A 26,519-nucleotide genomic window follows, 5' to 3' on the forward strand; every position below is an offset into this window, starting at 1 on the left:
CGGTAGCGTGCTCGGCATGGCGAGGACCAAGGAGTTCGATCCCGACATCGTGTTGCGGCGCGCACTCGAATTGTTCTGGGAGCGCGGGTACGACGCGACGTCGATGTCGGATCTGGTTGAGCATCTTGGGATTGCCAAGGCGAGTATCTACGGGACCTTCGGGGGGAAGCGGGACCTGTTCCTGAAGGCGTTGCAGCGGTATCTCGAGTCCACCGATCCGGTGATCATGACGGAGCTGTCGCAGCCGGGGCCGGTACTGCCCGCCGTGCGTGCGCTGGTGGAGCGGTTCGTTCGCGAAGCCTCAAGTCCGGACTCGTATCTGGGCTGCATGGTCGTGAACAGCGCGGTGCAGTTGGCCCGGCGCGACGAGTCGGTGGCGCGGCTGGTGGAGTCCAGTTGGGCGCACCTCGAGACGACCCTCACCGCGGCACTGCTGCGCGCCCGTGCACAGGGTGAATTGTCCGCGGATTCCGATCCGCGGGCACTTGCCCGATTCCTCCTGGTCTTCTTCCAAGGTGTCCGAGTTCTGGAGCGCGCGCCGGATTCGACTGCGCGCCTGGCGGATGCGGCGCGGGTAGCCGTATCCGCGCTCGGCTGAACAGCTTTGCGATCTATCCACAGGCTTTACACCCATTCTCATTCAAGACCGTTCGTTCCACATAAGGAGTTGCGTCTCTCATGACCACCCGTTTCGACGAGAAAATCGTGCTGATCACCGGCGGGGCCGGAGCCATCGCGGGTGCCACCGCGCAGGCCTTCGCCGACCGTGGCGCGACCGTGGTGCTGGCCGGCCGCAATGCCGAACAGCTCAAGCGTGCGGCCGCGGAAATCCGCACCGACGGCGGCAAGGTCGACTGGGTGCAGGCCGATGTCACGGACACCTACCAGGTCGAGGCCATGGTGGACGAGGTGGTGCGGCGGCACGGCGCACTGCACGTGGCATTCAACAATGCCGGAATCCTCGGCACCCCCGCGCCGGTCGGGGAACTGGAGGATATCGACTGGCATCGGGTCATCGATGTCAATCTGACCGGGGTTTTCCTGTCCATGAAGCATCAGATCGCGCATATGCGTGGCAATGGCGGCGGGGTCATCGTGAATATGGCCTCGAATATCGGCGCGCACGGCCGTCGCCCGGGATTGGCCGCCTATGCCGCGTCCAAGGCCGCCGTCAGTGCGTTGACGCAGACCGCCGCGCGCGACCATATCGGTGACGGCATTCGCATCAATGCGGTGAGTCCGGGTGCGACCGATACGCCGATGTCTTTCCGCCCCGGTGAAACTCGTGCCGATCGCGACGCACGGGTGGCCACCGCAATTCCGGTCGGTCGGGTCGGCGATCCGGCGGAGATCGCGGCGGCCGTGGTGTGGCTGGCCTCCCCCGAATCGAGTTTCGTCATCGGACACGATCTGGTCATCGACGGCGGCGCCACCGCCTGAACACCTCACCGCCGAGTACCCGGGCGCTGCGAAATTTCGATAGCAGAATGGAAGTGGGCTGTTGAACCGGCAGACATCCAACTGTCATCTGCGCTGACTAATGTGCTGGGAATTCGCAGGTCGTGGTATTAGGAGCAGGTCGCGATGAGGGACACACTGCCATCCAAGAACCAAGTCCTTCAGGCTTGCCGAGGGACCGGTCAGCCCGGACATCCACTACTTCGCGCCGCGCACGATCTGACCTCATTGCATGAGCGTCTACTCTGCGCGGAGCCGGATGAGTTGGTCCAACTCGACACCGTCAGAACGCATTTGGTGGACGATATCGACCGCTGGGTGACCGGCCAATTACCACCCTCGCACGGCGCGGCCCGCGTGCACACCGAAACTCTGGGGGCGGTCATCGACCGCCTCGCGCGCCTCACCGCCGCCGCCTACGCCGCGCTGGCCCGCGAATCCGGCCAGGAGCTCACCATCGCCTGGGAGCACCTGGCCGAATTAGCGGTCGGCTACGAGGATTTGGCGTCGGAGGTCACCACCGGCCGGCGCCGCCTACCCGGCACTCACTGAGGCTGCTGCGCCGCCAGCACCCGGGCGGCTTCCCGCGTCGCGTTCGAATTCGGTTGCAAGTAGCGCGAACCCGCCAGCTTGACGCGCAAATGCTCTGCCACGGTGACGGGTTCGTATTTGCTGCCCTCGCCGATACAGGACGGCAGCGTCTCAATCAGCGCGTCGGCATTGCCGTCACAGAAATAGGCCGCGCTGCGGCGACGCCGAATAGTGCCGTCCACTACCGGTGGCTTCACCCGATGCAGCGTCGACAACCAGCGTTCATTGGTCCAACGGGCCATGAGGTCACCGAGATTCACCAGCAGCGCCCCGTCCGCGGGCGCGACATCGTGCCAGATCCCGTCCGCGCCGAGCACCTGCAAGCCCGCGACCTGATCGGCCCACAACACCGTGAGAATGCCGTAGTCGGTGTGCTCACCCATCCCGGTGAGTTCACCGTCCAGGTCGACCGTGCCGGGCGGCAACGCATAATTGTTCATGCGCAGGACATCCTGCGAATGGTCGATGAACGGCTCGAAGTACCCGGCAGGCAACTCGAGCGCCTGCGCGAACGCACCCGCCAATGTGCGCGCCACCCGGCCCGCCTCGGCGAAATAGGCCCGTACCGGGTCCCGGAATTCAGGAAGCTCTGCGGGCCAGACATTTTCGGCATACTCGACCGCGGACAGCGCCAACCCCGGATGGTCCGAGACCGCGACCCCGATATTGAACGCTTCGAAGAAGTCGTTCATCCGCGACGCCTGCTCCACCCCGAGGCTCAAGCTCAAACTCTCGCTCTTGGGTGGCGAGTACCCCCGATTGATCGGCGGCGGCACGCGATATCGCTTCTTCACCTCCAGTTCCAGACCGAAGAAGCCGTCGAGAGCGGCCGCGAATTCGTCCAGCACGCCCGGTGGCACACCATGTCCCACGATCTGCATGAATCCGACGGTGCTGCAGGCTGCGTCGATCGCCCGCGCCACCGCCGCCCGGTCCTCCGCGCCACCTTCGCCGACGAAGGCGCTGATATCGATGATCGGTACCTGGAAAGTCACTGCCCTGCCTTCCTGTCGCTTCGAGTAAAACACGGGTGATAAGTCACAGCAATCGGATCGGGCATACTGGATCGCGTGAACGATGAATCCGCCCTGGCCGCGCTCGTCGGTGGCGTTGTCCGCGATCTGCGCGAGAAGTCAGGGCTGTCGATGCGGGAACTCGCCCGCCGCGCGGGAATCAGCCAGCCGTTCCTGAGTCAGATCGAGCGCGGGGTGAGCGCACCGTCGATGATCACCACCTATCGCCTGGCCGCCGCGCTCGGTGTGACGCCCGGCGATCTGCTCCCGGCCCCCGACACTGACCGGGTGACGGTGGTGCGCGCGGACGAGGGCCCGCGGCTCCCGGTCGGTGACCGCCCGGACGCCGCGGTGGGCCGGGCATTGCACATGCGCCCGAACAGCCCGCTCGAGGTGATCGAATATCTCGTGGAACCGGGCCAATTCATTGGCGGCTGGTTCGAATCCACCGGTGTCACCGGCGTTTACATCGTGACGGGTCAACTCGACGTGGAGTTGGTCGGCGTGGGCCGAATCCGCCTCGGCCCCCGCGATTTCGTCGACTTTCCCGCCACCGTGCGCGACCGCTGGCACCTGGTCGACGACCAGCCGGCCCATGTGCTGCTGGTCGTCGCCCGGCCGAGCTGAGCTACGGCTGCTGAGCCGCGTACCAGGCCAAGAGCTCCGGATCGTCGACGGCGGTCGGCGCGATCACGGTCGAGACCTCCGCCCCCTGGAACAGCTTCTTGATCGGCACTTCCAGCTTCTTGCCGGTCCGGGTGTGCGGAATGCCGGGAGCCTCGATGATGACGTCGGGCACGTGCCGCGGCGAAACCTCGGCACGGATGGTCGCGTTGATCCGCTGCTTCAGCTCATCGGTGAGTTCCGCGCCCGGAGCCAGCGTCACGAAAAGCGGCATCCAGTAGGCGCCTTCGGGCAACTCGACGCCGATGACCAGCGCCTCGGCGATGTCCGGAAGCGCTTCGACGGCCTGATAGATATCGGCGCTGCCCATCCGGATGCCCTGACGGTTCAGGGTCGAATCCGAACGCCCGTGCACGATGATGCTGCCGTGCTCGGTGATGGTGATCCAGTCGCCGTGCCGCCAGACGCCCGGGAACATCTCGAAGTAGGCGTCCCGATACCGGGAGCCGTCCGGGTCGTTCCAGAAGGCCACCGGCATGGACGGCATCGGCTTCGTGATGACCAGTTCGCCGACCTCGTCGCGCACCGGTTGCCCCTGCTCGTCCCAGGAGTCCAGGGCCACACCGAGATACGGGGCGGAGAGTTCACCCGGCCAGACCGGCACGGTGCGCACGCCGCCGATGAACGCCGACACCACATCGGTGCCGCCGCTGATCGAGGCGACCGGCACGTGCTCACCGACATTGTCGCGCAACCACAGCGACGAAGACGGCGGCAGCGAGGACCCGGTGATTCCGATCAGCCGCAGCGCGGACAGATCGTGGTCGGTACGCGGGACGGACCCTGCCTTGGCGCAGGCCAGCACATAGCCAGGACTCGAGCCGAGAACTGTCGTTCCGGTCCGGGACGCCAACTCCCACAGCGCATCCGGTCGCGGCGCGGCCGGGCTGCCGTCGTAACAGACGATGGTCGCACCCACGAGCAGTCCGGCGACCTGGAAGTTCCACATCATCCAGCTCGGGCTGGTGTACCAAAAGAACGTGTCGCCCTCGCCGATATCCGACTGCAACGCAACGGCTTTCAAATGCTCCAACAGCACACCGCCGTGCCCGTGCACGATGCCCTTGGGCTTGCCGGTGGTGCCGGAGGAGTACAGCACCCACAGCGGATGGCCGAAATCGACCTGCTCGGTGGGCAGATCGACGTCATCGTCACCGGGATCGACGGTCTGCCAGGCCAGTGCATCGGGAACATCGACCCCGATCCGCGACACGACCACGGTCGCCGCCAGCGTCGGCAGTCCCGCCCGCAGTGCCGCGATATCGGCGGTCTTGTCGTGCACCTTCCCGCCGAAGCGGTACCCGTCGGCCGCGACCAGCACCTTCGGTTCGAGCTGTCCGAGCCGATCCAGTGCCGCCTGCGCGGAATAGTCCTGGCCGCAAGCACTCCAGACGGCCCCGATCGACGCGGTGGCCAGGAAGGCGATCACCGCCTCGGCGATATTCGGCAGATACCCGGCGACCCGGTCCCCGGCACCGACGCCCAGCTCACGCAGGGTGCCCGCGAAGGTGGCCGCCGTGGCGATCAGGGCAGCCCAGGAGATCTCGGTGATCTCCCCGGTCTCGTCCACCGACAGAATGGCCGGGCGATCATCGCGGACCTGCCGCACGACCTGGTCGACGTAGTTCAGGGTCGTCCCCGGAAACCACTGCGCCCCCGGCATTTCGGCGGATCCCAGTACTTCACCGGCTCGCTCACCGAGATCGAAGTAGTCCCAGAGCGCACCCCAGAATCCCGGCAGATCATCCACCGACCACTGCCACAGCGCCCGATAGTCCGGCAGGGATTCCCCCGTGCGCTTCTCGACGAACAGCCCGAAGCTGGTCACCTGCGCCTCGGCGATATCCGACTCGCCCGGCACCCACTGTGGTTCCACCGCAATACCTCCTACGACGCGAATCCCGCGCTACCGGCGGTGTCCGCCCGCTGCACGATCCGCTCGGCATGCCGGATGACCGGCATGTCCACCATGCGCCCCTCGAAGGTGAAGACACCTCGATGGTTCGGGGCCTCCGCCAATACCCTGCTCGCCCAGTCGACTTCCGCCGGGGCGGGCGCGTAGGCGGTACGAATGACCGGCACCTGGCTGGGATGAATGGCCACCTTGGCGTCGAACCCGATGGCCACGGCGTCCAGCGACTCCCCGGCCAGGCCGTCCAGATCCTTGATGTCCAGATACACCGAATCCAGCGCGAACTTGCCGTATGCCTTGGCCGCCAGCAGAGATTGGGACCGCACATGCCGCGCCACATCCCGATATCCGCCGTCCGCGTGCCGCGAGGAATTCCCGCCCAGCGCCGCGACCAGATCCTCCGCGCCCCACATGACGCCGATGGCATTGCGCACCATGACCGCCCGGCCGACCGCCAGCGCGCCCAGCGGCGATTCGATGAGCGCGATCACCTCGTAGTCGGCCAGCCGCGTGATCTGTTCGGCCGATTCGCATTTGGGCAGCATGATCCGCCGATACTCGGTGCGGATCAGCGCGTCCAGATCGAGCATGTGCTCGAGTGTGCCCGCGGCGTTCACCCGGATGACGGTGCGTTCCGGATCCAAGGGGGTGGCGATCAGCGCCTCGCGGGCCGCCGCCTTGTCGGACTCGGCGACCCCGTCCTCGAGATCGATGATGACCACGTCGGCCGCGGCGAGCGCCTTGCCGTAGCGCTCCGGCCGGTCCGCAGGACAGAAAAGCCAAGCGGGACCGGGCATTTCCCAGCTCATACCGGTTTCTTTCTGACTAGGGTTTTCCGGTTGGCGGTCGCCACGACGTCCCCGTGCTGATTACGCCCGGTGTGTGCGAAGGTCACGATGCCCTCGCCCGGCCGGCTCTTGGATTCCCGTAACTCGGTGATCACGGTCTCCGCGTACAGGGTGTCGCCGTGGAAAAGCGGTTTGGGGAAAGCGATTTCGGAGAAGCCCAGATTCGCGACGATGGTGCCCTGGGTCAACTGCGCGACCGACAGGCCAACCAGCGTGGACAGGGTGAACATCGAGTTCACCAACCGCTGGTTGAACGGCGGCAACGCTTCCGAGAACGCCGCATCCAGATGCAGCGCCTGAGTGTTCATGGTCAACGTCGTGAACAGCACATTGTCGGCCTCGGTCACGGTGCGGCCGGGCCGGTGCTCGTACACCACACCGATCTCGAACTCGTCGAACCACAAGCCGCGCTGGACGACCCGCTTGGCTGTCTCGGTCACAGTCCGAGCTCCCGCCCGATCAGCATCAACTGCACCTCCGTGGTGCCCTCACCGATTTCCAGGATCTTGCTGTCGCGATAGTGCCGCGCCACAGCATATTCGTTCATGAAGCCGTAGCCACCGAAGATCTGCGTGGCGTCGCGGGCATTGTCCATGGCGGCCTCGCTGGCGACCAGCTTGGCGATGGACGCCTGCTTCTTGAACGGCTTGCCCGACAGCATGAGTGCGGCTGCGTCGTAGTAGGCGGTGCGAGCCATGTGGGCACGCGCCTCCATCCGGGCGATCTTGAAAGCAATGGCCTGGTAGCTGCCGATGTTCTGCCCGAACGCCTGCCGCTCCTTGGCGTATCGCACACTCTCGTCCACGCAGCCCTGGGCCGCGCCCACCGACAGCGCGGCGATGGCGATGCGGCCCTCGTCGAGAATCCGCAGGAAGTTGGCGTAGCCGCGACCGCGCTCACCGAGCAGGTTCTCGGTGGGCACCCGGACATCGTCGAACGAGAGCGGGTGCGTGTCCGAGGCATTCCAGCCGACCTTGTTGTAGGCCGGGTGTGCGGTGAATCCGGGGGTATCGGTCGGCACGATGATCGTCGAGATCTCCTTCTTGCCGTCCACCCCGCCTGTAACCGCGGTGACCGTCACCAGCCGGGTGATATCGGTACCGGAGTTGGTGATGAACTGCTTGGAGCCGTTGATGATCCAGCTGTCACCGTCCTGCACGGCCGTGGTGCGGGTGCCGCCCGCATCACTGCCCGCGCCGGGTTCGGTCAGCCCGAACGCGCCGAGCGCGCGACCGGAAGCCAGCAGCGGCAGCCACTCGGCCTTCTGCTTGTCATTGCCGAAGCGGTAGATCGGCATGGCCCCCAGCGAAACTCCGGCCTCCAGCGTGATGGCCACACTCTGGTCGACCTTGCCGAGCTCCTCCAGCGCCAGGCACAGCGCGAAGTAGTCGCCGCCCATGCCGCCGAACTCCTCCGGGAACGGCAGACCGAACAGGCCCATATCGGCCATGCCCGCGACGACCTCGTACGGGAAGCTGTGCTCGGCGTCGTGCTTCGCGGCGACCGGGGCCACCACCTGGTTCGCGAAATCGCGGACGGTGAGCGCGAGTTCGCGATACTCGTCCGGCAGGGTTCCGGTGGACAGGAATTCGGTCATGACGCGGTGTTCTCCTCGGCGATGATGCGGGCCAGCGGCTGGTCGAGCTTGACTTGGCTTCCGGCGGTGACCAGCAGCTCGACGCGACCGGCCACGGGGGAGGTGAGAGTGTGTTCCATCTTCATGGCCTCCACGACCACGATGGCGGCCCCGGCGGCGACAATGTCACCATCGGCCACCGGCGTCGCAATCACGGAACCCGGCATAGGGCTCTTGATTTCGGCATCGCCGACGTGCGCGTCACCCGCCCGCACATCGACCTCGGCGACCTCGCGCAGCAGCACGGTGCCGGACCGGTCCGCCACCCAGATCTGGTCGTCCCCGATGGCGACCCGGAACCGGGTGCGCAGGCCGTCGACCGCGAGGACCAGGGTGTCACCGTCGGATTCGGCGGTCAGCGTGCGCTTTTCGCCGTCCTCCAGCCAGGCGGTGGCCTGCGCCGGAGTCCCGGACAGGTACACGTGCGCGGTCCGCTCGCCGCCGACGAGCCGGATGCCGATCGGCGCGTGCGCACCCGTCCGCCAGCCGGTGGGCTGCTGCCAGGGATCCGCCGCCGCGGTCTGCCATCGGTCCAGCCACAGGCGCGCGGCAGCGGCGATGAACTGCTCGTCGGTCACCGTCGCGGCGACGAAGTCCACCGCCCGGCGATCGAGCAGGCCCGTATCCAGCCGTCCGGCAAGGACATCCGGATCGGCCAGCAGGAACCGTGCGAAATCGGTATTGGTCCGCACCCCGAGAATCTGCGTATCCCGCAGCGCGGCATCGAGTTTGGCGATGGCGGCGGCCCGGTCCGGGCCGTAGGCGATGACCTTCGACAGCATCGGGTCGTAGTTCGACCCCACCACCGTCCCGGCCCGCAGCCCCGAATCCACCCGCACGCCCGGCCCGTTCGGCTCCGCGAGCGCCAGCACCGTGCCGCCGGTGGGCAGGAAATCGCGGCTCGGATCCTCGGCGTACACGCGCGCCTCGATGGCGTGCCCGGTGAGCTTGATGTCCTCCTGCGCCGCCGACAGCTTCTGCCCGGCCGCGATGCGCACCTGGCATTCCACCAGGTCGATGCCGGTGACCAGCTCGGTCACCGGATGCTCCACCTGCAGCCGGGTATTCATCTCCATGAAGAAGAACTCGTCGGGCGAGTCGGCGGAGACGATGAACTCGACGGTGCCCGCGCCGACATAGTCGACACTGCGCGCGGTATTGCAGGCGGCCGCACCGATCCGGGCCCGCGTCCGCGCGTCCAGCAAGGGCGACGGCGCTTCCTCGATCACCTTCTGATGGCGGCGCTGCAGGCTGCATTCCCGCTCACCCAGATGCAGCACATGACCGAACTGATCGGCCACGATCTGCACCTCGATGTGCCGGGGCCGAGTGACGAACCGTTCCAGGAACAGGGTGTCGTCACCGAAGGCGGCACCTGCCTCGCGCCGGGCGCTGACCAACGCGGCGGGCAGTTCCGCGGGATCCTCCACCCGGCGCATGCCCTTACCGCCGCCGCCGGCCGAAGGCTTGACGAGCACCGGGTAGCCGATCTCCACCGCGGCCTCGATCAATTCGGCATCGGTGAGTCCGGGCCTGGCGATGCCCGGCACCACCGGCACGCCGTACTCCGCCACCGCGTTCTTGGCGGTGATCTTGTCGCCCATGATCTCGATGGCCCGCGCGGACGGACCCAGGAACGCGATCCCCGCCGCCTCGAGCGCGGCCGCGAAGGCCGAATTCTCCGACAGGAAGCCGTATCCCGGGTGCACGGCCTGCGCACCGGAGCGCACGGCGGCCGCGACCACCTTGTCGATGTTCAGGTAGGACTCGCGTGCGGCCGCCGGACCCAGCCGGACCGCCGTATCGGCCTCCCGCACATGGCGGGCGTCGGCGTCGGCGTCGCTGTAGACCGCGACCGATCGAATTCCCATGTCCCGCAGGGTGCGAATGACTCGCACGGCGATCTCGCCACGATTGGCGACGAGCACCGTATCGAAGGCCACGGGTTGAGCTTTGTTCATCAAGGTCATCACATCCGGAAGACGCCGTAGGAAACGGGCTCGAGCGGGGCCTGCGCACAGACCGAAAGGGCCAGGCCGACAACTGTTCTGGTGTCGGCGGGATCGATGACGCCATCGTCCCAGAGCCGGGCCGTCGAGTAGTAGGGATTGCCCTGTGCTTCGTACTGCTCGCGGATCGGGGCCTTGAACGCCTCCAGATCCGCCTCGCTCTGATCGCCGCGCACCGTCGCCAGCACCGACGCCGCCTGCTCACCACCCATGACCGAGATGCGCGCATTCGGCCACATCCACAGGAAGCGCGGCGAATACGCGCGCCCGCACATGGAGTAGTTGCCCGCACCGTAGGAGCCGCCGATGACGACGGTCAGCTTCGGCACCCGGGCGCAGGCCACCGCGGTGACCATCTTCGCGCCGTGCTTGGCGATGCCGCCCGCCTCGTAATCCCGCCCGACCATGAACCCGGTGATGTTCTGCAGGAACAGCAGCGGAATCTTGCGCTTGTCGCACAGTTCGATGAAATGCGCGCCCTTCATGGCGGATTCGGCGAAAAGAACACCGTTATTCGCGACAATCCCGACCGGGTGACCGTGAATGTGCGCGAACCCGGTGACCAGCGTCTTGCCGTACTCGGCCTTGAACTCCTGGAACGCACCCCCGTCCACCATCCGGGTGATGACCTCCCGCACGTCGTACGGCGTGCGCAGATCCACCGGCACCACGTCGTACAGCTCGTCCTGCGGCGCAATGGGATCCACCGTCGGCGCGACATCCCACGGTGTCGGCGTCTTCGGTCCCAGGGTCGCGATGATATTGCGCACGATGCGCAGCGCGTCCTGATCGCTCTCGGCCAGATGGTCGGTGACACCCGAAGTGCGCGAATGCAAGTCGCCGCCGCCCAGTTCCTCGGCGGTCACCACCTCGCCGGTGGCCGCCTTCACCAGCGGCGGGCCGCCCAGGAAGATGGTGCCCTGATTGCGCACGATGACGGTCTCGTCGCTCATGGCGGGCACGTAAGCGCCACCGGCGGTGCAGGATCCGAGCACCGCGGAGATCTGCGCGATCCCCTTGGCGCTCATATTCGCCTGGTTGTAGAAGATGCGGCCGAAGTGCTCGCGATCGGGGAACACCTCGTCCTGCCGCGGCAGGTACGCGCCGCCGGAGTCGACCAGGTAGACGCACGGCAGATTGTTCTGCAGCGCCACTTCCTGCGCGCGCAGGTGCTTCTTCACCGTCATCGGGTAGTAGGTGCCGCCCTTGACCGTCGCGTCATTGGCGATGATCACGCACTCGCGCCCCGACACCCGACCGATGCCGCCGATGACGCCCGCGCCCGGGCATTCGTCGTCGTACATGCCATTGGCCGCCAGGGGTGACAGCTCGAGGAACGGGCTGCCGGTGTCCAGCAACTGGTCCACCCGCTGGCGCGGCAGCAGCTTGCCGCGCGCCAGGTGCCGCTCCCGGCTCTTCTCCGAGCCGCCCAGCGCGCTGACGGCCAGCCGCGCCCGCAGCTCACCGACCAACGCTTCGTGCGCGGCCCGGTGGCCGGTCCGCGTCTCCTCGCTCAGCGTCATGCGCTCCGCCTCCCCGCTCGGGCAGGCCCGTTCGGTTAGTCACCAATAACTGGAAAATAAGATAATCTTCACTAACTGAGTTGTCCAGCACCGACGGGAGGAGCCACGGTGAACAGTGCGGAAACCGTCACGCTCACGCGTCGCGAGCAGCTCAAGGCGCAGCGCCGGCAGCAGCTACTGGAAGCGGGCGCACGGCTCATCGCGGACCGCGGATTCCTCGGCATGCGCCTGGACGACCTCGGCGCGGCGGCCGGCATCAGCGGCCCGGCGGTGTACCGGCATTTCCCGAACAAGGAAGCATTGCTGGTCGAGTTGCTGGTCGGAATCAGTCAGCGGCTACTCGACGGCGGCCGCGCGGTCGCCGAAACAGCCGACTCCCCCGAACAGGCCCTGAACGGACTGGTCGACTTCCATCTCGACTTCGCCTTCGGCGAGCCGGAACTCATCCGCATCCAGGACCGCGACCTGGAAAACCTCCCCGACTCGGCCCGCCGCCAGGTCCGCCGCACCCAGCGCCAATACGTCGAGGTCTGGGTCCAGGTCCTGCGTGAACTCCACCCCGAGCTCCCCGAGCCGGCCGCCCGCGTCCAGGCCCACGCCACCTTCGGCCTGATCAACTCCACACCGCACAGCGCCCCGGCGACTCTGGCCACCCGAGCCCGCCCGATCCTGCGGCAGATGGCACTGGCCGCCCTCGGCTGAACTTGACACACCCCTGTCAACCCCGATGTACTGCGGCGTGAATTGCCCTACCACAAAAACGGATTCTGCAAAGCGGAATTGAGAAATGCGGTAGGGCGCAAAATCGAAGGTCGGGGAACAGCACGTGGCGAAACATCGCAGACAGACAAGAACACAGCGGCTGGCAGCACGCGCGGTCCTGGGCATCGTCCCGATCACCGCGATCGCGAGTGGCAGCGCGGTCGCCCACGCGGACGCGGTGCAATTCATCGCCCCGCAGCCGGGCGTGACCAACCCGAATCCGGCCCCCAAGCCGGACGCCCCGGGTCCGCAACCGGGCACCGCCGCACCGCAACCCGCGAAGCCGGTGCAGCCGACCCAGTACGTGTCGCCCGAGGATGACGCCAAGGGTGTGGCCCCGGACACCGATTACGCGCAGTACCGCGAAGTGCCGCAACGTGATTACACCGCGCCCCTGGCTCCGGAGAAGCTGCATGCCCCCGAGCCCACCCCGCAGGTTGCCGAAATCGTGCCGCCCGCACGGGTTCTGCGCGCCGGTAACGTGAGCGTGGACGCTCCGGACTTCCTCAGCGCCGACCAGATCGATCAGATCAACGCGGCTCCCGCGGCCCCGGAAGCGCAGATCTCCCAGTTCGCGCGCTCGCTCGGGGTGGCCCCCAGCCGGGCCGACGCCGTGGCTGCCGGTGCGGTCGGCGGCGCGGTGACCGGTGCGCTGATCGGCTGCGCCATCGGCAGCACACTCCAAATCGTGACGGTCATTGCTTTCCCGCTCACCCCGCTGACCTGCCTGACCTGGGGCGCTACCGGCGGAATCGCGGGCGCCTTCATCGGTGCGGGCCAGGGAGGCCTGCAATGAGCCGGGCCGGAAGTCGGGCCGCGATCGTCGCCGCGCTGACGGTCAGCGTCGTCAGCGCTGCTGCGGCCGCACCGGCGCAGGCCGACAGCCAGGTGACATCCGTGCACGGAAACCAGAGCGGCATCGGCTATTCCGCGACCATGGCCGGGGACCGGGTGATCACCACCCTCGAAACCGGGGCCTTCACAGCGACTTCGGACGGCCGGGCGGTCATCGTCGCAGACGCCGGCGGTACCCCCGTCGGTGCGATCCCCCTCGCCTTTGCCGCCGCAGGACGCGAAATCACCCTGACCCCCGAAATCGACCGGAACGGCACCGAGCTCACCCTGCGCCCGGCTGCGCAACCGCTGGCCGATATCGACGCGCAGGAACGCTGGAACGAGCAGGTCCAGCGGGGTGTCTTCGGTGCGCTGATCGGCGGCGCGATCGGCGGGGTGATCACCATCCCGTTCTGGATCTTCGTGCTGCCGCCGCTGCTGGGCATCGCCATCGGCGCGGGCATCGGCTTCCTCGCCGCGGGCGGACAGCCGTTGATCGACGCGGGGATCGCCTACTTCACCGGGCAGCCCTAGGCGGGACCGGCGATCCGGGCCTGCATTGCCGCCAGGCGCGCGGCGAATTCGGGGGATCCGAGGGAGTCCAGTTGCGGGACGACCTCGGTACTCACGGCCTCGGCGTGGGCGGCCAGGGCCCGGGTCGCGCGCATGGTGCGCTTGGTGGTGATGAGCAGCTCACGCGGCACATCGGTGGTGGCGGAAGCGAATTCGACGGCGGCGGCGACGAGCGCATCGTGATCGCCGTCGATGACGCGGTGCACGAGCCCGGCCTTCGCCGCCGCTTCCGCGCCCAGCACCTCACCGAAGAGCGTCATGGCCGCCGCCTGCTGCGGTCCCACCGCTCGCTGCAGCATCCAGGTCATCCCTCCGCCCGGGTGAATTCCCAGTCGCAGGAACCGAGCGTCGAAGCGCGCCTTGGGATTAGCGAATCGCACATCGGCCGCGAGCGCCAGGTTCAACCCCGCGCCGACGGCCTGCCCGCCGACCGCCGCGATGGTCGGCAGCTTGCACCGCGCCACCGCGAGGAAGCCTTCGTAGATGGACCGCAGCCCTTCCTCGTTGGCCTCCCCCAGCTCCGCCAGATTCGCCCCCGCGCAGAACGCGGGCGGTGTCCCGGTGACCACCAGAGCATGTACCGACTGGTCGGCTTCCGCATCGGCGACCGCATCCGCGAGATCCGCGGACAGGTCCAGCGTCAACGCATTTCGCTTGTCCGGATCGTGCACCGTCACCAGCGCCACCGCGTTCCGGCGCTCCACCTTGATCTCCGCCATGGCCCCAGATGGTAGCCCTCGTCAGCCGCCGCGCAGCTCCCGCGCCGCGGTTGCCAGCACCATGACGAAGCCGCCCCGCACCACCGGCAGGAACATGCGCGTCCACAGCGGCGCGAGCAGTGGCGCGGCGATCTCGAAGGTCGACGACCATCGCACCCGGGTTCCCGAGTCGCACGGCTCGCACCGGATGGAGCCTTCCTGATGCCGTAGCGGCGGAACGGAATTCAGCAGCCGGTAACGCATCAGCCGCGGCGGATCGTATTCGACGATTTCCTCGGTGAGCCGCAACAGCGGCGTCACCACCAGCCGCACCGCACCCTCGCCATTGCCATTGATGTGACCCGGCCGCACCAGGGTGACGCGCCGAACCAGCGGAACCCGTTGGTAATTGGTGACATCGGTGAGCCAGTCGAAAACATCGGACTGCGGTGCCGCGATGGTGCGCTCGGCACAAACTGTGCGCATGTCGGGAGCTTACTGCCTGGTGACTACCATTGCCGATATGACCGTCGAGGAGCAGCCGCAGCGCGTGATCCGCCGCCGCCCGAAGAACCGGCGCGCCCAGATCGCCGCCACCTCGGCCGCCGCCTTCGGTTCGCTCGGCTATCACGGCGTGAGCATGGAGGACATCGCGACCCGGCTCGGAATCTCCTCGGCCGCACTGTATCGGCACTATCCGAGCAAGTACGCGCTCTTCCGCGAGGAACTGCTGCGCCTGGCCGACCTGACAGCACAGGCCGCCACCCCACCCGACGAGGACCTCGGCCCGCGCGAACGCCTGGACCGGGTCCTGGACCGGATGATCGCCGACACCATCGCCAATCGGTCCACCGTCACCCTGGTGCGCTGGGAGCGCCGCTACCTCGACGACACCGACCGGCAGACCCTCGAAGACCAGTTCACCGCCGCCCTGACCACGCTGCGTGCGCTCATCGGCGACGTCCGTCCCGAACTGGACGGTCACGATCGCGCGGTGCGGGCGGTCAGCCTGCTGAGCGTGATCTCAAGCATCGGGGACCACCACGCCGCCCTGCCCGCCAAATCCTTGACCGCGCTGCTGCATTCGGCCTGCGCCGCCATCATCGCGACCGACCTGCCGCCGGAGGGCACCGAGCCGACGGCACCGCGCGCGGTCGAGATCCCGCAATCCTTCAAGCACGAACTGCTGCTCAAGAAGGCCGTCGAACTCTTCCACGCGCGCGGCTACCCGAACGTCAGCGTCGAGGACATCGCCGCGGCGGCCGACCTGTCGGCGGCCTCGGCCGTGTACCGCTACTACCGCAGCAAGGGCGATCTGCTGGCCGCGGCCTTCCGCCGGGCGGCGGATCGGGTGTCGGGCGCGATCGGTCCCGCGGTGGCGTCATCGTCGAGTTCGGCCGAAGCGCTGAGCAAACTGGTCGATCTGTATGTCGCGGGTTCCTTCGCCGAACGCGAACTGACCTTCGTCTACTACGCCGAATTCGGCCACGTCTCGGCCGACGAACGCACCATGCTGCGCAATGTGCAGCGGCTCATCGTGGCCGAATGGGTGCGGCTACTGGTGGCCGTGCGCACCGATCTGTCCGAGAGCGAGGCCCGCATTCTGGTGCAGGCCGCCTTCGGCCTGGTCGTCGACCTGGGCCGGGAGTTCGGCGAGCATCCGTCGATCTGCCCGCAGCCCAGGGTGATCCGGCTGATGGAAACTACTCTGTTCGGAGCGACTGCACGGGCGTGAACGGCGCGTAATCGCGCACGCACCCGTTGTCCCACTCCCAGAGCGAGATCGGGTCGACGGCCACACCGCTCTGCAGTATGAGCCGCCAGCCACCGTCCTCCCGCTGCCAGATATCACCGTCGCGGTCCCAGTAGAGGCCTTCGGTATGCGGCTCGACCGTGTCAGTCCGGCTCATGGCATTCCTCTCATAGCTACCCGTCAGCGATTGCGCGACTTCCGGCGGCCACGCTCCTGCTCGCATGATCGCTGCGAGCACGGCCGCGTAGTCGTCGCTCTTGCTCATTACTGTCACCATTGGCAATCCCTGCGTAGCGGTCATACCGAAAAGTATTCGCCGCCAGGCTTCCGGGACTCTTTCGTGGTGATTGGGCCTTGTCTTCTGGACAAATATATTTGCCAAACATTCGCGGATGCAGGAAGCGGAGTGCGCGAGTCGAATTCGCTCACCGGTTTCCGCCGAGTCCGACCGTCGCGCGGTGGAATAATTGCTGCCTTATGGTCGAACCGCGGATTCAGGTACTCGGCCCGATCCAACTCAGCATCGAAGACCAAGCAGTTGGCTTGGGAGCCACCATGTTGCGGGCGGTGCTCGCCCGCCTGGTCGCCGCGGGCGGCCACGCCACCAGCGCCGACCGACTCATCGACGACCTGTGGGAAGGCAATCCGCCGCCCACCGCCGTCTCGGTGCTGCAAGTGCACATTCACAATCTGCGCCGCCTCGTCGAACCGGACCGCCCGCGCCGCGCGCCCTCACGATTCCTGGTCTCGAAATCTTCCGGGTACGCACTCGAACTCGCACCCGAATCCGTGGACGCCTGGCATTTCGAGGCGCTGCTGCACGATTACGAACAGCGGCTGCGCGCCCCCGGCACCGCCGATCCACTCGAACGCCGCCGCCTGCTCGATGCGGCTCTGGCGTGCTGGAACGGCGCGGCCTACGAGGGGCTGACCGGATTCGGCTGGGCCGCACAGGAGGCCGCCCGGCTCACCGATCTGCGGCTCACCGCCGCCGAAATGCGCGCCGCGGTGGAACTGGAACTGAATCGGCCCACCGAAGTCGCCATCGAACTGCGGACGCTGTTCGACGAACATCCCGAACGCGAGGAAATCGCCCGGCTACTCGCCACCGCGCAATACCGCGCCGGGCAACAGGCACAGGCGTTGGCCACACTGCGGCACTCGCGTGAATATCTGGGCGCGGAATACGGCATCGATCCCAGCCCCGCGCTGCGCGAACTGGAAGTGGCGATCCTCAGTCACGCCGATACCCTCGCCGGTGCGGGCGGACCGGTGGCAAGCATTCCCGGCGTCCGCATTCCCCCCGAGCCCGGCCGGCTCGGCTACACCCGCGAACAGACCGCTCTGCACGACACCGCGGCACGGGTGAGCGCCGGTCGCAAACTGCACATCGTCTGGATCGCCGGTGAGGCCGGCGCGGGCAAGACCACCCTCGCCGAGACGGCACTGCACGATCTCGCCGCCGGTTCCTGGACGTCATTGCGCGGCGGCTGCCCCGAGGTCGACGGCGCGCCGCCCGCGTGGGCCTGGGTCGAGATGCTGGCCGGGCTGGATCCGGCCATGGCCGAAAACCTGGCCAGCGCGGACGCTTTCGCCATCGCGCGCACCGCCGTCACGCTCTGCGCCCAGCGCACCACGGACGGACCGGTGGTGCTGCTCATCGAGGACGCCCACCGCGCGGACACCACCACCCTCCAGGTGCTCCGCCAGGCGGTGAACTGGATGCGCGATCAGCCGGTGCTACTGATCATCACGCTCCGCACGTCGGAAGCCACGCCCGGTCTGCACGCCACGGCCGCCGCGCTGGCCCCCCACACCGCGGAGTGGCTGGAACTGACCGGACTCGATCTGGAGGCCACCCGGCAGGCGGTGCTGGACGCCGGATTGCCCGAGATCTCGACCGAGACACTGCAATCCCTGCACCGCCGCACCGGCGGCAATCCGCTGTTCGTACGCGAGACCGCCAAACTCATGGCGGCCCAGCGCCTCGGCGGCGATCCCACCGAGGTCCCCGACACCATTCGGGAGCTCATCCGGACCCGATTGCAGCGCCTGTCTCCCAGCGTGGCCACTGTGCTGAGCCAGCTCGCCATCTGGGGAGACGGCGTCGATCTGCGAATTCTGGCCCTGTCCACGGCGATCGGCGAGGACGAACTGATCGACCTGCTGGCCGAGGCCGAGGTGGCGGCGCTGGTGCGCAGCGACCGCACCGGCCGCATCACCTTCGACCACGCGCTCATCCACGATTCCGTGTACCTGAGCATCCCCCAGCTGCGGCGCGGCCGCATGCACTGGGCCGCGCTGGAACTGCTGCTCGCGAATGCCGAGGACTTCCCCGGCCTGGCCCGCGACCCGGAGATGCTCGCCCACCACGCCGTCCTGGGTGCCCGACCCGAAACCGCCTCGCGTGCCATCGAATTCGCCCGGGAGGCGACCCGCCGCAGTACCGATCGCGGCATGGCGGCCGATACCGTGCAACTGTGGCAGTCGGTCATCGAGCTGCATGAGCTCGCCGGGCACGGGGGCGAGCACGCCACCCGCGCGGATCGGGTCGCACTGCTGGAGGCGCACTGTGCGCTGGTGTCCGCCATGGCCTTCCAAGCTCGCTGGATCGAAGCGCGCCGGGTCCGCGACCGCGCGGTGGCGCAGGCCAGGGACCTGAACGATCCGGCGCTCCTGGTGTGTGCGCTGACCAGTTGGCGCGCACCCATGCTGTATCCCGGTATGCACCTGCCCCAGCGCGATCAACCGCTGGTTCAAGCGATCACCGCCTGCCTGGCGACGAACCCGTCCGACGCGGATCGAGTGCGGCTGCTGGCCACCGCCGCCTACGAGACCTTCGCCGACTACCACGATCCGGGATGCAGTAACCGCTACGCACAGGAGGCGCTGACCCTGGCCCGCCGCACCGGCGATCCGGAGTCGCTGTGCACCGCGATCGCCGCGGTGGTCATCAGTCGTTTCAACAGTGCCGCCGACACCGGCCTGGCGCGCGAACTGCTCGAGACCGCGGAACGCGCACAGCTGGGCCGCTTCCGAACCCAGGCGCACTACGCGCTGTTCCGCTGCGCGCTGGCCGCGGTGGATCTGCGCGAGGCCTTCCGACAGGCCGAACTCGCACTCACCGGCACCACCGACGCCGAACTCCCGCAATTGCTGCTGGCGATGAGCGGCTTCTCGGCGGCGCTCGCCGTGCTGGCGGGTGACCTGCCCGCCGCCGCCGAGCGCTACGCCGAACTCGACGCGAATCTGGCGCGGGTGGGTTTCGCCGAGGGTGGCGCGATTCGCGCCGGACACGTGCTGTGCCTGAGCTGGGTCCAAGGCGACCTGACTCCCGCCATGCCCCGCCTGCGCGCACTGTATTCGGCCGCACCCGAATTCGCGGGCCCCATGCTGGCGCTGGCACTACTCGCCACCGGCGAGGTGGACCACGCCCGCACCCTGTACCTGGAATCGCGGGGTATCCGCCCCGAGTTCTACCCTTCCGCCGAATTGACCTGCCGCGCCTACGTCGCCCTCGGTCTCGGCTACCTCGAGGACCTGCCTGATCTCTACCGCGACTTACTCCCCTACGCGGGCACCGTGGTCGGCCTGGAAACGACCGGCTTGGTCTTCGAGCCGATGGACATCCTCCTGGGCCGAGTCTGCGAGGCCCTCGGGGATACCGAACGCGCACAAGCGCATCGCACCGCAGCCGACACCCTCACCGCCCGCCTGCACGCCGAACTGGCGCAGCTGGAATCCCTCGGCCTCAACCCGACCCGGCCACGCCCGCGCACCGCAGTCGACGCGCACTGATCATCAGCGTCCAACGCGCGAACGCCGGTATCGTGCTGTGCGCGTGCGGTTTCACGCACGGTCGGGGCGGGTTTGATCAAAGGACCGAAAGGCGTTGCCATCCATGGGTATTACCGCGAGATTCACCGTCGCAGTGCTGGGCGCGACACTATTGTCGACCACCACCGCGCAAGCGGCTCCGGACACGAGCACCAACTCGCTGTCCGCAGGCGCCACCATCGAGCCGTCGATCGACTGCGCGCCGACAGCCGCACATCCGTACCCGGTGGTCGTGCTGCCCGGTGCCGACGGCAGCCCCGAACAGACCGAAACCCAATGGGCAACAATGGCTGCCGCGCTCCGCGAGGCCGGATACTGCACCCTGGTGTTCCAGGGCGGCATCGCCAATGACAAGCGATGGAACGGCGACATGCCCGGTGAGGCAAAGCAAGTCGGCGACTTCGTCGCGAAGGTCCGCCAGACCACCGGGGCGGATCGAGTCGAGATCGTCGCGCACTCGGCCGGAACCATCGTGTCGAACTACTACCTCAAGGTTCTCGCCGGTGCGCCGACAGTGAGCCACGCGGTCTTCATCACCCCCGAGATCCGGGGCTGCGACGGCGCAGGCATTCTCGGCGTGAAGAACCCGCCGGTCACCCCCGTACAGCTGCTGACCGGAATGCCGTTCCTGGAGCCGGTCCTGGCCGCCGCCTCCCCCGATCTGGCGGTAGCCATGCAGATGATGCCGGACGCACCCACATACAAGGCCATCTTCGACACCCCCGTCGCCCAGCCCGGCGTCACATACTCGGTGATCGCAACCCGCAACGACCAACTCGCCACCCCCGCCCCCGCCTGTTCCACCCTCGACGAGCCGGGCGTAGTCAACGCGGTCTACGAAGACCTGTTCCCGGGCGCGGACCCGGTCGACCACTCCCTCATCCGTTCCACCACGAACACCGCAGGCTGGGTGCTGCAGCAACTCCAGCGCTGACATGTCATGGAGAATCTCCATCGACTTAGAGCCGAAAGATACTGAGAAACCGCACATTCAGCGCGAGAATTCTTATTAACATAGCCGCCAGTTGCAGACCGACAGGCGGAGGCTCCCATGCGCCGGACCCGACGACAGTTCATCAAGACGACAGCACGGGCGGGAGGGCTGGCGGCAGCGCTGACCCTCGCCCCCACCGGCGGCCGGGCCTTCGCGGATCCCGGCCGCACGGTGGCGGTGTTCGGAGCCGGCCCAGCCGGGCTGACGGCGGCACACGAGCTAGCCGAAAGAGGGTTCTCCGTCACCGTTTTCGAGAAGCTGGCCGACTTCGGCGGCAAAACCCGCAGCATCTACACGCCCGACGGACTACCCGGCGAACACGGCTTCCGCAGCTTCTTCGGCTTCTACCACAATCTCCCGGATACCCTGCGCCGCATCCCTTTCCCCGGTAACCCGCACGGCGTATGGGACAACCTCACCCGCGTGAACGCAGCCATGATCGCAGGCACCGGACGACACAACCTGACCATCCCGCTGCCGTTCCCGCTCCCGTTCAGCCAGCTACCCGAGACGCCCAAACAGTTCGTGGATTCCATTGTGGCCGTGTTCGAAACCCTGTTCCGGCTGCCGCCGCAGGAGGCGATCTTCGCTGCCGAACGACTCGCCGTGTACGTCTCCAGCTGCGACGAACGCAAACTCGGCCAGTGGGAGAAAATGACATGGACCGACTTCGCCAGGCTGGACAACTCCTCCCCCGAGTACAACCGTTTCCTGGGCGACGGCTTCATCCGCGAGCTGGTAGCCACCAAATCTCGTAACTGCAGCGCACATTCGATCGGCCTGGTCGGCGAGGAGTATGTGTGGTCGCTTCTCAATCTGAACAATGACGGCGACGGCAAGGGCAACGACCGGGTCATGAACGGCCCCACCAGCGAAACCTGGATCAACCCGTGGATCGACTACCTCCGGTCCATCGGCGTCACTTTCAACCAGGGCTACAAACTCACCGCCCTGTCCAACGACGGCACCCACATCACCGGAGCCACCGTCACCGACACCACCGGCGCAAGACACAACGTCGACGCCGACTATTACGTGGCCGCAATCCCTTTGGACAAATTCCCCGACGTCCTCACCGACGACCTGACCGCCGCCGACCCCACCCTCGACCGCATCCGAAACCTGCAGTCCGCCTGGATGGTCGGCATCCAATTCTTCCTCACCCGCCCCGCACCCCTGGCCAACGGCCACGTCGGCTACAACGACGCCCCCTGGGGCCTGACCTCCATCAGCGAAGCCCAATTCTGGCGTCGACCGGTCACCACCTACGGCAATGGCGAAGCGCAGGAAGTCCTCTCGGCCATCATCTCCGAATGGGACGAGCCCGGCACCTTCAACGGAAAACCGGCCAGACAATGCAGCCCAGAAGAACTAGCCACCGAAACCTGGGCCCAGATCAAAGCCCACGTCGACCACGACGGCGACAACCCCCTCACCGACGACATCCTCCACTCCTGGCAAATAGACCCCGCCCTGACCAACGCCGGAACCCCCGAAATCGCCTACGACGACGCCATCTTCATCCAAAACCCCGGCTCCTGGGACGACCGCCCCAACGCCTGGACCAACATCGACAACCTCTTCCTCGCAGGCGACTGGATCAAAACCCAAATGAACGTAGCCTGCATGGAAGCCGCCAACGAGGGCGGCCGCCTAGCCGCCAACGCCGTCCTACACGCCGCCGGCTCCCCCACCCAACAAGCCGCCATAACCCCCCGCTACCGAATGCCGCTCTGGGAACCCCTGAAAGCCGTAGACCTCCAGCTCTACCGCACAGGCCAACCCAACGCCTTCGACGTAATAGACCGCCGCTACCCCACAATCAGATAGAAACCCCGACAGCGTCTTTCGTGTTCTGTCTCTGAAAGGTGATCCGTGCAGTCCGTCGGCCGGTAGGCGAGTCACGGCTCCCAAGTCGCGTCAGCGAAAGTCCGGTAGGGCAGGCGACGCAACCACACTGCCTGGTACATCCCACCTCGACGCAATCCCGTTGCAGCACAATCACGCAAGTAGTCTTCCCCCCGAGTTACCTGGCCTCGAGCCGCCCAATCACATGTTGATCCGAGCCCGACGCGAAGCGAGGGCGCGTGCCTGCTCACGACGCTGCTCCGGGGTGGTGTAGACCTGCATCAGCTCGGTCATGATGTTGACCGCGACACCCGGATCGAAGATCGACCCGGTCGGCTCCGCGTCCGGCACCCCGGCCGCGGTGACCGGCGGGACGACGGTGGTCGGGAAGAGAAAGTCGACGCCTTCAGGTTCGGTTGTAACCGATTCTCCAGTGGGCGTGCACCATTCCACGACCCGACCCGGATGGTGACGCACGGTCCATCCGTTGGCGTGATTGTCGGCCAATGTCTTGAGCCGGTGGTGACGGCGGCAGCGTGCCCCGAGGTTGTCCTCGGTGGTGTGACCCCCGGCTTGCGGGTTGGTGTGGTCGAACCGGTCCTGGTGGTCGAGATCGCTGGCAGCGGCGGGGATGTGGCAGCCGGGCGCACGGCAGATCCCGTCGATCGCACGAGCCTGGCGCGCGGTGCGGGCACCAGGGCGGTAGCGCAATTCGCTGGTGTTTTCGGTGTTTTCGGCGTGACGGGTGGTGGTGTCGGTGATGATCTCGAAGCGGGCGTGACGGGCGATCTGACGCGCCAGATCGGGGTCGATCGCGCCCAGGCCTGAGAGGAGAGCCGGGTTGTCTTGCAGACCGGCCAGAGTCTCGGCCGAGACACCCACCTGCACAAGGGCTTTACGCGCAACCGGGGTCTCCCCGACCACGGCGCGGGGGCAATCCGCCTGACCGCACTGGCAGACCAGGCGGCCGGTGCCGTCGGCGAGAGCGATCAGGGCGTCGGCGCGGCGTTGGGCGACGGTGCGGGGGTCCTTGCCGCAGCACTGGCCGGAAGCCATTTCGCGCAGACGCTCGTACACGGCTTGGCCACCAGCCAGGGGCAGGACGCCGTCGAGGAGGGCGGTGCCGTCGTCGTGGGCGCTGATCGAGACGTAGCGGTCGGCTTCGGCGGACTTGCGGCGGGCCGCCTGACCGGCTGGGTCGAGTTCGAGGAGGCGGCGGCGGGCGGTGCGGCGGATGCGTTGCGGGTCAGCCTTTTCCGCGTACGCGGCGAGGCCTGGCTCCAGCTCGGCCAGCAGTTCGTCGGAGGCGTTGGTCAGGGACTTGGTGATCGCGCGGGTTTGCGCGAGGTCGATGCGACCGGCCGCGAAGGCGTCGCGGGTGGCTGTGCAGCGGTTCTCCAGATCCAAACCCAAACCGATCAGCCCATCCGCGGTGCCCTGTGAAACCTTCAGCGCGATGCCGATTTCGGTGGCGGTGTCTTCGCCGGCGTTGAGGTTGCTGACGCCGAGGTCGAGTTGTTGGGCGCGGCGGAGGTGGTAGAGGGCGGTCATCAACGTGACCTCTTCGGATTGCAGGGCAGCAATCTGCTGGTGCACCTCACGCAGATGCGCGACAACCGCTTGCGCGGTGGCCATTTCATCTGCGATATCAGTCATACAATCGATCATAGTTTCGAATCGCACGACACAACAGAATGATTCGAGCAACACGCTTTGTAAATTGCTGGCTAACAGCCGAATCCACGAATCAGCGCCGCGATCGCATATTCGAACCGAGCCTGATCATCAGTCCCGACACCGGTCTTCGCCGCCCGAATGATCAGCGGGAACTCCTGCTCATCAAGCGTTTTCAAGAAATCGACCGAGCCCGGATCCCCCGCCTCGTTGACGGGCCCGATGCGCGCCTCCGAGTTGGCGTGTGCCACCACGAACAGCGTGAGGGAGTTCAGCGCGTCCAGGGCGGGACCCAGCTCGAATCCGGCCTGCACCAGCATGGCCAAGCCACGTTCAGCGGTGCGCAGAGTCGCAGGGGTGACAGCCGGGCGGGTTGCGACGAGCGGCAGCGCCCCCGGGTGCGCCAGGAGGGCCTTGCGTAGTGCGCGCGCGTAGTCGGCGAGCGCGGTCGACCATGGCCCGTCGGCGAATCCGGCGTCGGCCTGGGACATCACCCGCTCGACCATGCCGTCCAGGAGCGCGTCCTTGTTCGGCACATAGTGATAGAGGGTCATGGCCTCCACGCCCAGCTCGGCTCCGAGCTTGCGCATGGACAGCGCGGCTAGCCCGTCGCGGTCGGCGAAGGCCAACGCGGCGTCGAGCACTTGCTCACGTGAAATGCCTGCTCGTTCGGCTCGGGTGCGCTTGGCGGCCATCGATTTTCCTCCCAGGGTTGACAACTCTTACGTCGTAAGTGAACCATAGTCCACAGCAACGAACTCTTACGACGTAAGAGTAATCGAGATCGGGAGAACCTCATGACCACCACTGCTGTTGACACCCAGACCGTGATCACCGACAACAAGACCGTCATCACCGCGTTCATCGACGCGCTCAACCACGGCCTCGAAGGCGGCACCGACTGGGTCCAGTACCTGTCACCCCAGGTGATCGACCACAACAAGGTCATCTTCGGTGAGGAGGACACCCCCGGCGCGGCGATCGAAGGCTTCCGCCAGCAACTGGCAGCCTTCAGCGCCACTGAGGAAGAGCAGAGCGGAATCCTGGTGCAGGAGTTGATCGGTGAGGACGATCGCATCGTCGCCCGCCTGCGCGTGATCGGCCGCCACACCGGCAGTCACGCCCGCATGCCCCAGCCCACCGGCCGGACCTGCGATGTCGAACAGATCTGGATCTTCACCCTCACCGATGCGCGCATCAGCGAGATCCGCGCCGTCAGCGACCGCCTCGGCATGTTCCTGCAGCTGGGCTGGGACTGGCCGGCGGTCGACTGAACGAGACGGTCGACCGAAGGACAGGACCGCCAGGACCGGATTGCCCTGGCGGCCTTCATGCCTCGTGACCCGCTAATTGAAAGGCGGGAGGGTGAAGGAGCTGCCAGTGCCCAGCGCCTTCGCCAACATTTCGATCCACTGGTTCACTGCACTGCCACTCAACATGGTGGTCTCCTAAGCGCCTGTGCCACCCGGCTGGGTGACCGAAGTCGAGGAACCCGAGCCGATGAGGTGAACGAAGGCCTGCAGCAGGTCGTTCATGCCACTGCCACTCAACATATTTCGATCCTTTCGAGAGGTAGATCTGTCGTGCGAATTACTTCGCTGTAGTACTCAGCGAATTACTTCGCGTTGTCGCCCTTGACCCGCGGGCCCTTGGGGTTGTAGCTGGTGGTGGAACCACTGCCGAGGAACTTCAGCACCGAGGACAGGAGGGCGCCGATGTCGACGGTGGGGCCGCCACCGGTAGGGGGAGGAGTAGTGGTCAAGGTGATTCCCTTTCTTTCACGACGCGGACAGACCCCCTCGATTTCTGGTTGATTCTCGGGACCGCCGCACGGGGTCGGAGCGACCCCGGGTCTTGGATGCGGAACAGCTT

Annotated in this window: 25 protein-coding genes; 12 read left to right on the top strand and 13 right to left on the bottom strand. The window is 66.9% G+C overall.

Annotation, left to right across the window (positions count from 1 at the left end; genetic code table 11):
* Positions 1 to 16 precede the first annotated feature (16 nt).
* From ACFXHA_RS23470 to ACFXHA_RS23480, 3 genes are all read left to right on the top strand, one after another.
* Positions 17 to 598 carry a TetR/AcrR family transcriptional regulator gene (locus ACFXHA_RS23470; protein ID WP_379360110.1) on the top strand — a complete coding sequence of 194 codons (582 nt, stop codon included), beginning with the start codon at positions 17 to 19 and terminating at the stop codon, positions 596 to 598.
* Between the two features lie 80 nt (positions 599 to 678).
* The gene (locus ACFXHA_RS23475) at positions 679 to 1,440 is read left to right on the top strand and encodes an SDR family NAD(P)-dependent oxidoreductase (RefSeq protein ID WP_379360112.1); all 762 of its coding nucleotides are present in this window, start codon (positions 679 to 681) and stop codon (positions 1,438 to 1,440) included.
* A gap of 144 nt (positions 1,441 to 1,584) precedes the next feature.
* Complete coding sequence (locus ACFXHA_RS23480; protein WP_379360114.1) at positions 1,585 to 2,010, top strand: DUF4254 domain-containing protein; 426 nt, start codon at positions 1,585 to 1,587, stop codon at positions 2,008 to 2,010.
* Here ACFXHA_RS23480 and ACFXHA_RS23485 read toward each other — a convergent pair.
* Positions 2,004 to 3,044, bottom strand: a complete 1,041-nt coding sequence (locus ACFXHA_RS23485) for an isopenicillin N synthase family dioxygenase (RefSeq protein ID WP_379360116.1) — start codon at positions 3,042 to 3,044, stop codon at positions 2,004 to 2,006. The genes ACFXHA_RS23480 and ACFXHA_RS23485 overlap by 7 nt on opposite strands.
* A 75-nt stretch (positions 3,045 to 3,119) precedes the next feature.
* Here ACFXHA_RS23485 and ACFXHA_RS23490 point away from each other — a divergent pair, with 75 nt between their 5' ends.
* Entirely contained in the window at positions 3,120 to 3,689 is a 570-nt protein-coding gene (locus ACFXHA_RS23490) for a helix-turn-helix domain-containing protein (protein WP_379360118.1), read from the top strand.
* A gap of 1 nt (position 3,690) precedes the next feature.
* Here ACFXHA_RS23490 and ACFXHA_RS23495 read toward each other — a convergent pair whose 3' ends face one another.
* Genes ACFXHA_RS23495 through ACFXHA_RS23520 form a run of 6 tightly spaced genes read right to left on the bottom strand, consistent with a single transcriptional unit; the run spans position 3,691 to position 11,674 of the window.
* On the bottom strand, positions 3,691 to 5,622 hold the full coding sequence (locus tag ACFXHA_RS23495) for an acetoacetate--CoA ligase (protein WP_379360120.1): 1,932 nt from the start codon (positions 5,620 to 5,622) through the stop codon (positions 3,691 to 3,693).
* Between the two features lie 11 nt (positions 5,623 to 5,633).
* Complete coding sequence (locus tag ACFXHA_RS23500; RefSeq protein ID WP_379360122.1) at positions 5,634 to 6,467, bottom strand: HpcH/HpaI aldolase/citrate lyase family protein; 834 nt, start codon at positions 6,465 to 6,467, stop codon at positions 5,634 to 5,636.
* Positions 6,464 to 6,946, bottom strand: a complete 483-nt coding sequence (locus tag ACFXHA_RS23505; protein ID WP_379360124.1) for a MaoC family dehydratase — start codon at positions 6,944 to 6,946, stop codon at positions 6,464 to 6,466. The genes ACFXHA_RS23500 and ACFXHA_RS23505 overlap by 4 nt, the downstream gene beginning before the upstream one ends.
* Positions 6,943 to 8,103, bottom strand: coding sequence for an acyl-CoA dehydrogenase family protein (locus tag ACFXHA_RS23510; RefSeq protein ID WP_379360126.1), 1,161 nt, complete (start codon positions 8,101 to 8,103; stop codon positions 6,943 to 6,945). Before ACFXHA_RS23510 ends, ACFXHA_RS23505 begins: the two co-directional genes overlap by 4 nt.
* Positions 8,100 to 10,103 (bottom strand): acetyl-CoA carboxylase biotin carboxylase subunit, encoded by a 2,004-nt coding sequence (locus ACFXHA_RS23515; RefSeq protein ID WP_379360128.1) that lies wholly within the window; start codon positions 10,101 to 10,103, stop codon positions 8,100 to 8,102. The genes ACFXHA_RS23510 and ACFXHA_RS23515 overlap by 4 nt, the downstream gene beginning before the upstream one ends.
* A gap of 8 nt (positions 10,104 to 10,111) precedes the next feature.
* On the bottom strand, positions 10,112 to 11,674 hold the full coding sequence (locus tag ACFXHA_RS23520; RefSeq protein ID WP_379360130.1) for a carboxyl transferase domain-containing protein: 1,563 nt from the start codon (positions 11,672 to 11,674) through the stop codon (positions 10,112 to 10,114).
* Between the two features lie 108 nt (positions 11,675 to 11,782).
* Between ACFXHA_RS23520 and ACFXHA_RS23525 the strand changes: the two genes are divergently transcribed.
* The 3 genes from ACFXHA_RS23525 to ACFXHA_RS23535 all read left to right on the top strand — a co-directional run bounded on the left by ACFXHA_RS23525 (position 11,783) and on the right by ACFXHA_RS23535 (position 13,804).
* A complete protein-coding gene (locus tag ACFXHA_RS23525) occupies positions 11,783 to 12,376 on the top strand; it encodes a TetR/AcrR family transcriptional regulator (protein WP_379360132.1) in 594 nt (197 codons plus the stop codon).
* 124 nt (positions 12,377 to 12,500) lie between these two features.
* The gene (locus tag ACFXHA_RS23530) at positions 12,501 to 13,232 is read left to right on the top strand and encodes a hypothetical protein (protein WP_379360133.1); all 732 of its coding nucleotides are present in this window, start codon (positions 12,501 to 12,503) and stop codon (positions 13,230 to 13,232) included.
* Positions 13,229 to 13,804, top strand: a complete 576-nt coding sequence (locus ACFXHA_RS23535) for a hypothetical protein (RefSeq protein WP_379360134.1) — start codon at positions 13,229 to 13,231, stop codon at positions 13,802 to 13,804. The genes ACFXHA_RS23530 and ACFXHA_RS23535 overlap by 4 nt, the downstream gene beginning before the upstream one ends.
* On the opposite strand, the gene ACFXHA_RS23540 is transcribed toward ACFXHA_RS23535, so the two are convergent.
* The gene (locus tag ACFXHA_RS23540; RefSeq protein WP_379360135.1) at positions 13,801 to 14,562 is read right to left on the bottom strand and encodes an enoyl-CoA hydratase; all 762 of its coding nucleotides are present in this window, start codon (positions 14,560 to 14,562) and stop codon (positions 13,801 to 13,803) included. The genes ACFXHA_RS23535 and ACFXHA_RS23540 overlap by 4 nt on opposite strands.
* Before the next feature lie 21 nt (positions 14,563 to 14,583).
* Positions 14,584 to 15,027, bottom strand: a complete 444-nt coding sequence (locus ACFXHA_RS23545; RefSeq protein WP_379360136.1) for an SRPBCC family protein — start codon at positions 15,025 to 15,027, stop codon at positions 14,584 to 14,586.
* Between ACFXHA_RS23545 and ACFXHA_RS23550 the strand changes: the two genes are divergently transcribed.
* A complete protein-coding gene (locus ACFXHA_RS23550; RefSeq protein WP_379360137.1) occupies positions 15,026 to 16,276 on the top strand; it encodes a TetR family transcriptional regulator in 1,251 nt (416 codons plus the stop codon). The genes ACFXHA_RS23545 and ACFXHA_RS23550 overlap by 2 nt on opposite strands.
* Here ACFXHA_RS23550 and ACFXHA_RS23555 read toward each other — a convergent pair.
* Complete coding sequence (locus tag ACFXHA_RS23555) at positions 16,245 to 16,559, bottom strand: hypothetical protein (protein ID WP_379360138.1); 315 nt, start codon at positions 16,557 to 16,559, stop codon at positions 16,245 to 16,247. The two genes, ACFXHA_RS23550 and ACFXHA_RS23555, sit on opposite strands and share 32 nt — an antisense overlap.
* Positions 16,560 to 16,837: 278 nt before the next feature.
* Here ACFXHA_RS23555 and ACFXHA_RS23560 point away from each other — a divergent pair, with 278 nt between their 5' ends.
* The 3 genes from ACFXHA_RS23560 (at position 16,838) to ACFXHA_RS23570 (ending at position 22,955) form a co-directional block, all read left to right on the top strand.
* Positions 16,838 to 20,092 carry a BTAD domain-containing putative transcriptional regulator gene (locus ACFXHA_RS23560; protein WP_379360140.1) on the top strand — a complete coding sequence of 1,085 codons (3,255 nt, stop codon included), beginning with the start codon at positions 16,838 to 16,840 and terminating at the stop codon, positions 20,090 to 20,092.
* Between the two features lie 103 nt (positions 20,093 to 20,195).
* A complete protein-coding gene (locus ACFXHA_RS23565; protein ID WP_379360142.1) occupies positions 20,196 to 21,065 on the top strand; it encodes an esterase/lipase family protein in 870 nt (289 codons plus the stop codon).
* 117 nt (positions 21,066 to 21,182) lie between these two features.
* The gene (locus ACFXHA_RS23570; RefSeq protein WP_379360144.1) at positions 21,183 to 22,955 is read left to right on the top strand and encodes an FAD-dependent oxidoreductase; all 1,773 of its coding nucleotides are present in this window, start codon (positions 21,183 to 21,185) and stop codon (positions 22,953 to 22,955) included.
* A 219-nt stretch (positions 22,956 to 23,174) separates the two neighbouring features.
* On the opposite strand, the gene ACFXHA_RS23575 is transcribed toward ACFXHA_RS23570, so the two are convergent.
* Together ACFXHA_RS23575 and ACFXHA_RS23580 are read right to left on the bottom strand one after the other, a co-directional pair.
* Positions 23,175 to 24,629 carry a DUF222 domain-containing protein gene (locus ACFXHA_RS23575; RefSeq protein WP_379360146.1) on the bottom strand — a complete coding sequence of 485 codons (1,455 nt, stop codon included), beginning with the start codon at positions 24,627 to 24,629 and terminating at the stop codon, positions 23,175 to 23,177.
* Between the two features lie 71 nt (positions 24,630 to 24,700).
* Positions 24,701 to 25,342 carry a TetR/AcrR family transcriptional regulator C-terminal domain-containing protein gene (locus tag ACFXHA_RS23580; protein ID WP_379360148.1) on the bottom strand — a complete coding sequence of 214 codons (642 nt, stop codon included), beginning with the start codon at positions 25,340 to 25,342 and terminating at the stop codon, positions 24,701 to 24,703.
* A 102-nt stretch (positions 25,343 to 25,444) separates the two neighbouring features.
* Here ACFXHA_RS23580 and ACFXHA_RS23585 point away from each other — a divergent pair, with 102 nt between their 5' ends.
* On the top strand, positions 25,445 to 25,921 hold the full coding sequence (locus tag ACFXHA_RS23585; RefSeq protein WP_379360150.1) for an ester cyclase: 477 nt from the start codon (positions 25,445 to 25,447) through the stop codon (positions 25,919 to 25,921).
* A gap of 341 nt (positions 25,922 to 26,262) precedes the next feature.
* Here the strand turns inward: ACFXHA_RS23585 and ACFXHA_RS23590 are convergent, their stop codons facing one another.
* Positions 26,263 to 26,409, bottom strand: coding sequence for a hypothetical protein (locus ACFXHA_RS23590; RefSeq protein WP_379360152.1), 147 nt, complete (start codon positions 26,407 to 26,409; stop codon positions 26,263 to 26,265).
* Positions 26,410 to 26,519 lie beyond the last annotated feature (110 nt).

The sequence above is a fragment of the Nocardia sp. NPDC059240 genome (genome assembly GCF_042753865.1).
Classification (GTDB): Bacteria; Actinomycetota; Actinomycetes; order Mycobacteriales; family Mycobacteriaceae; genus Nocardia.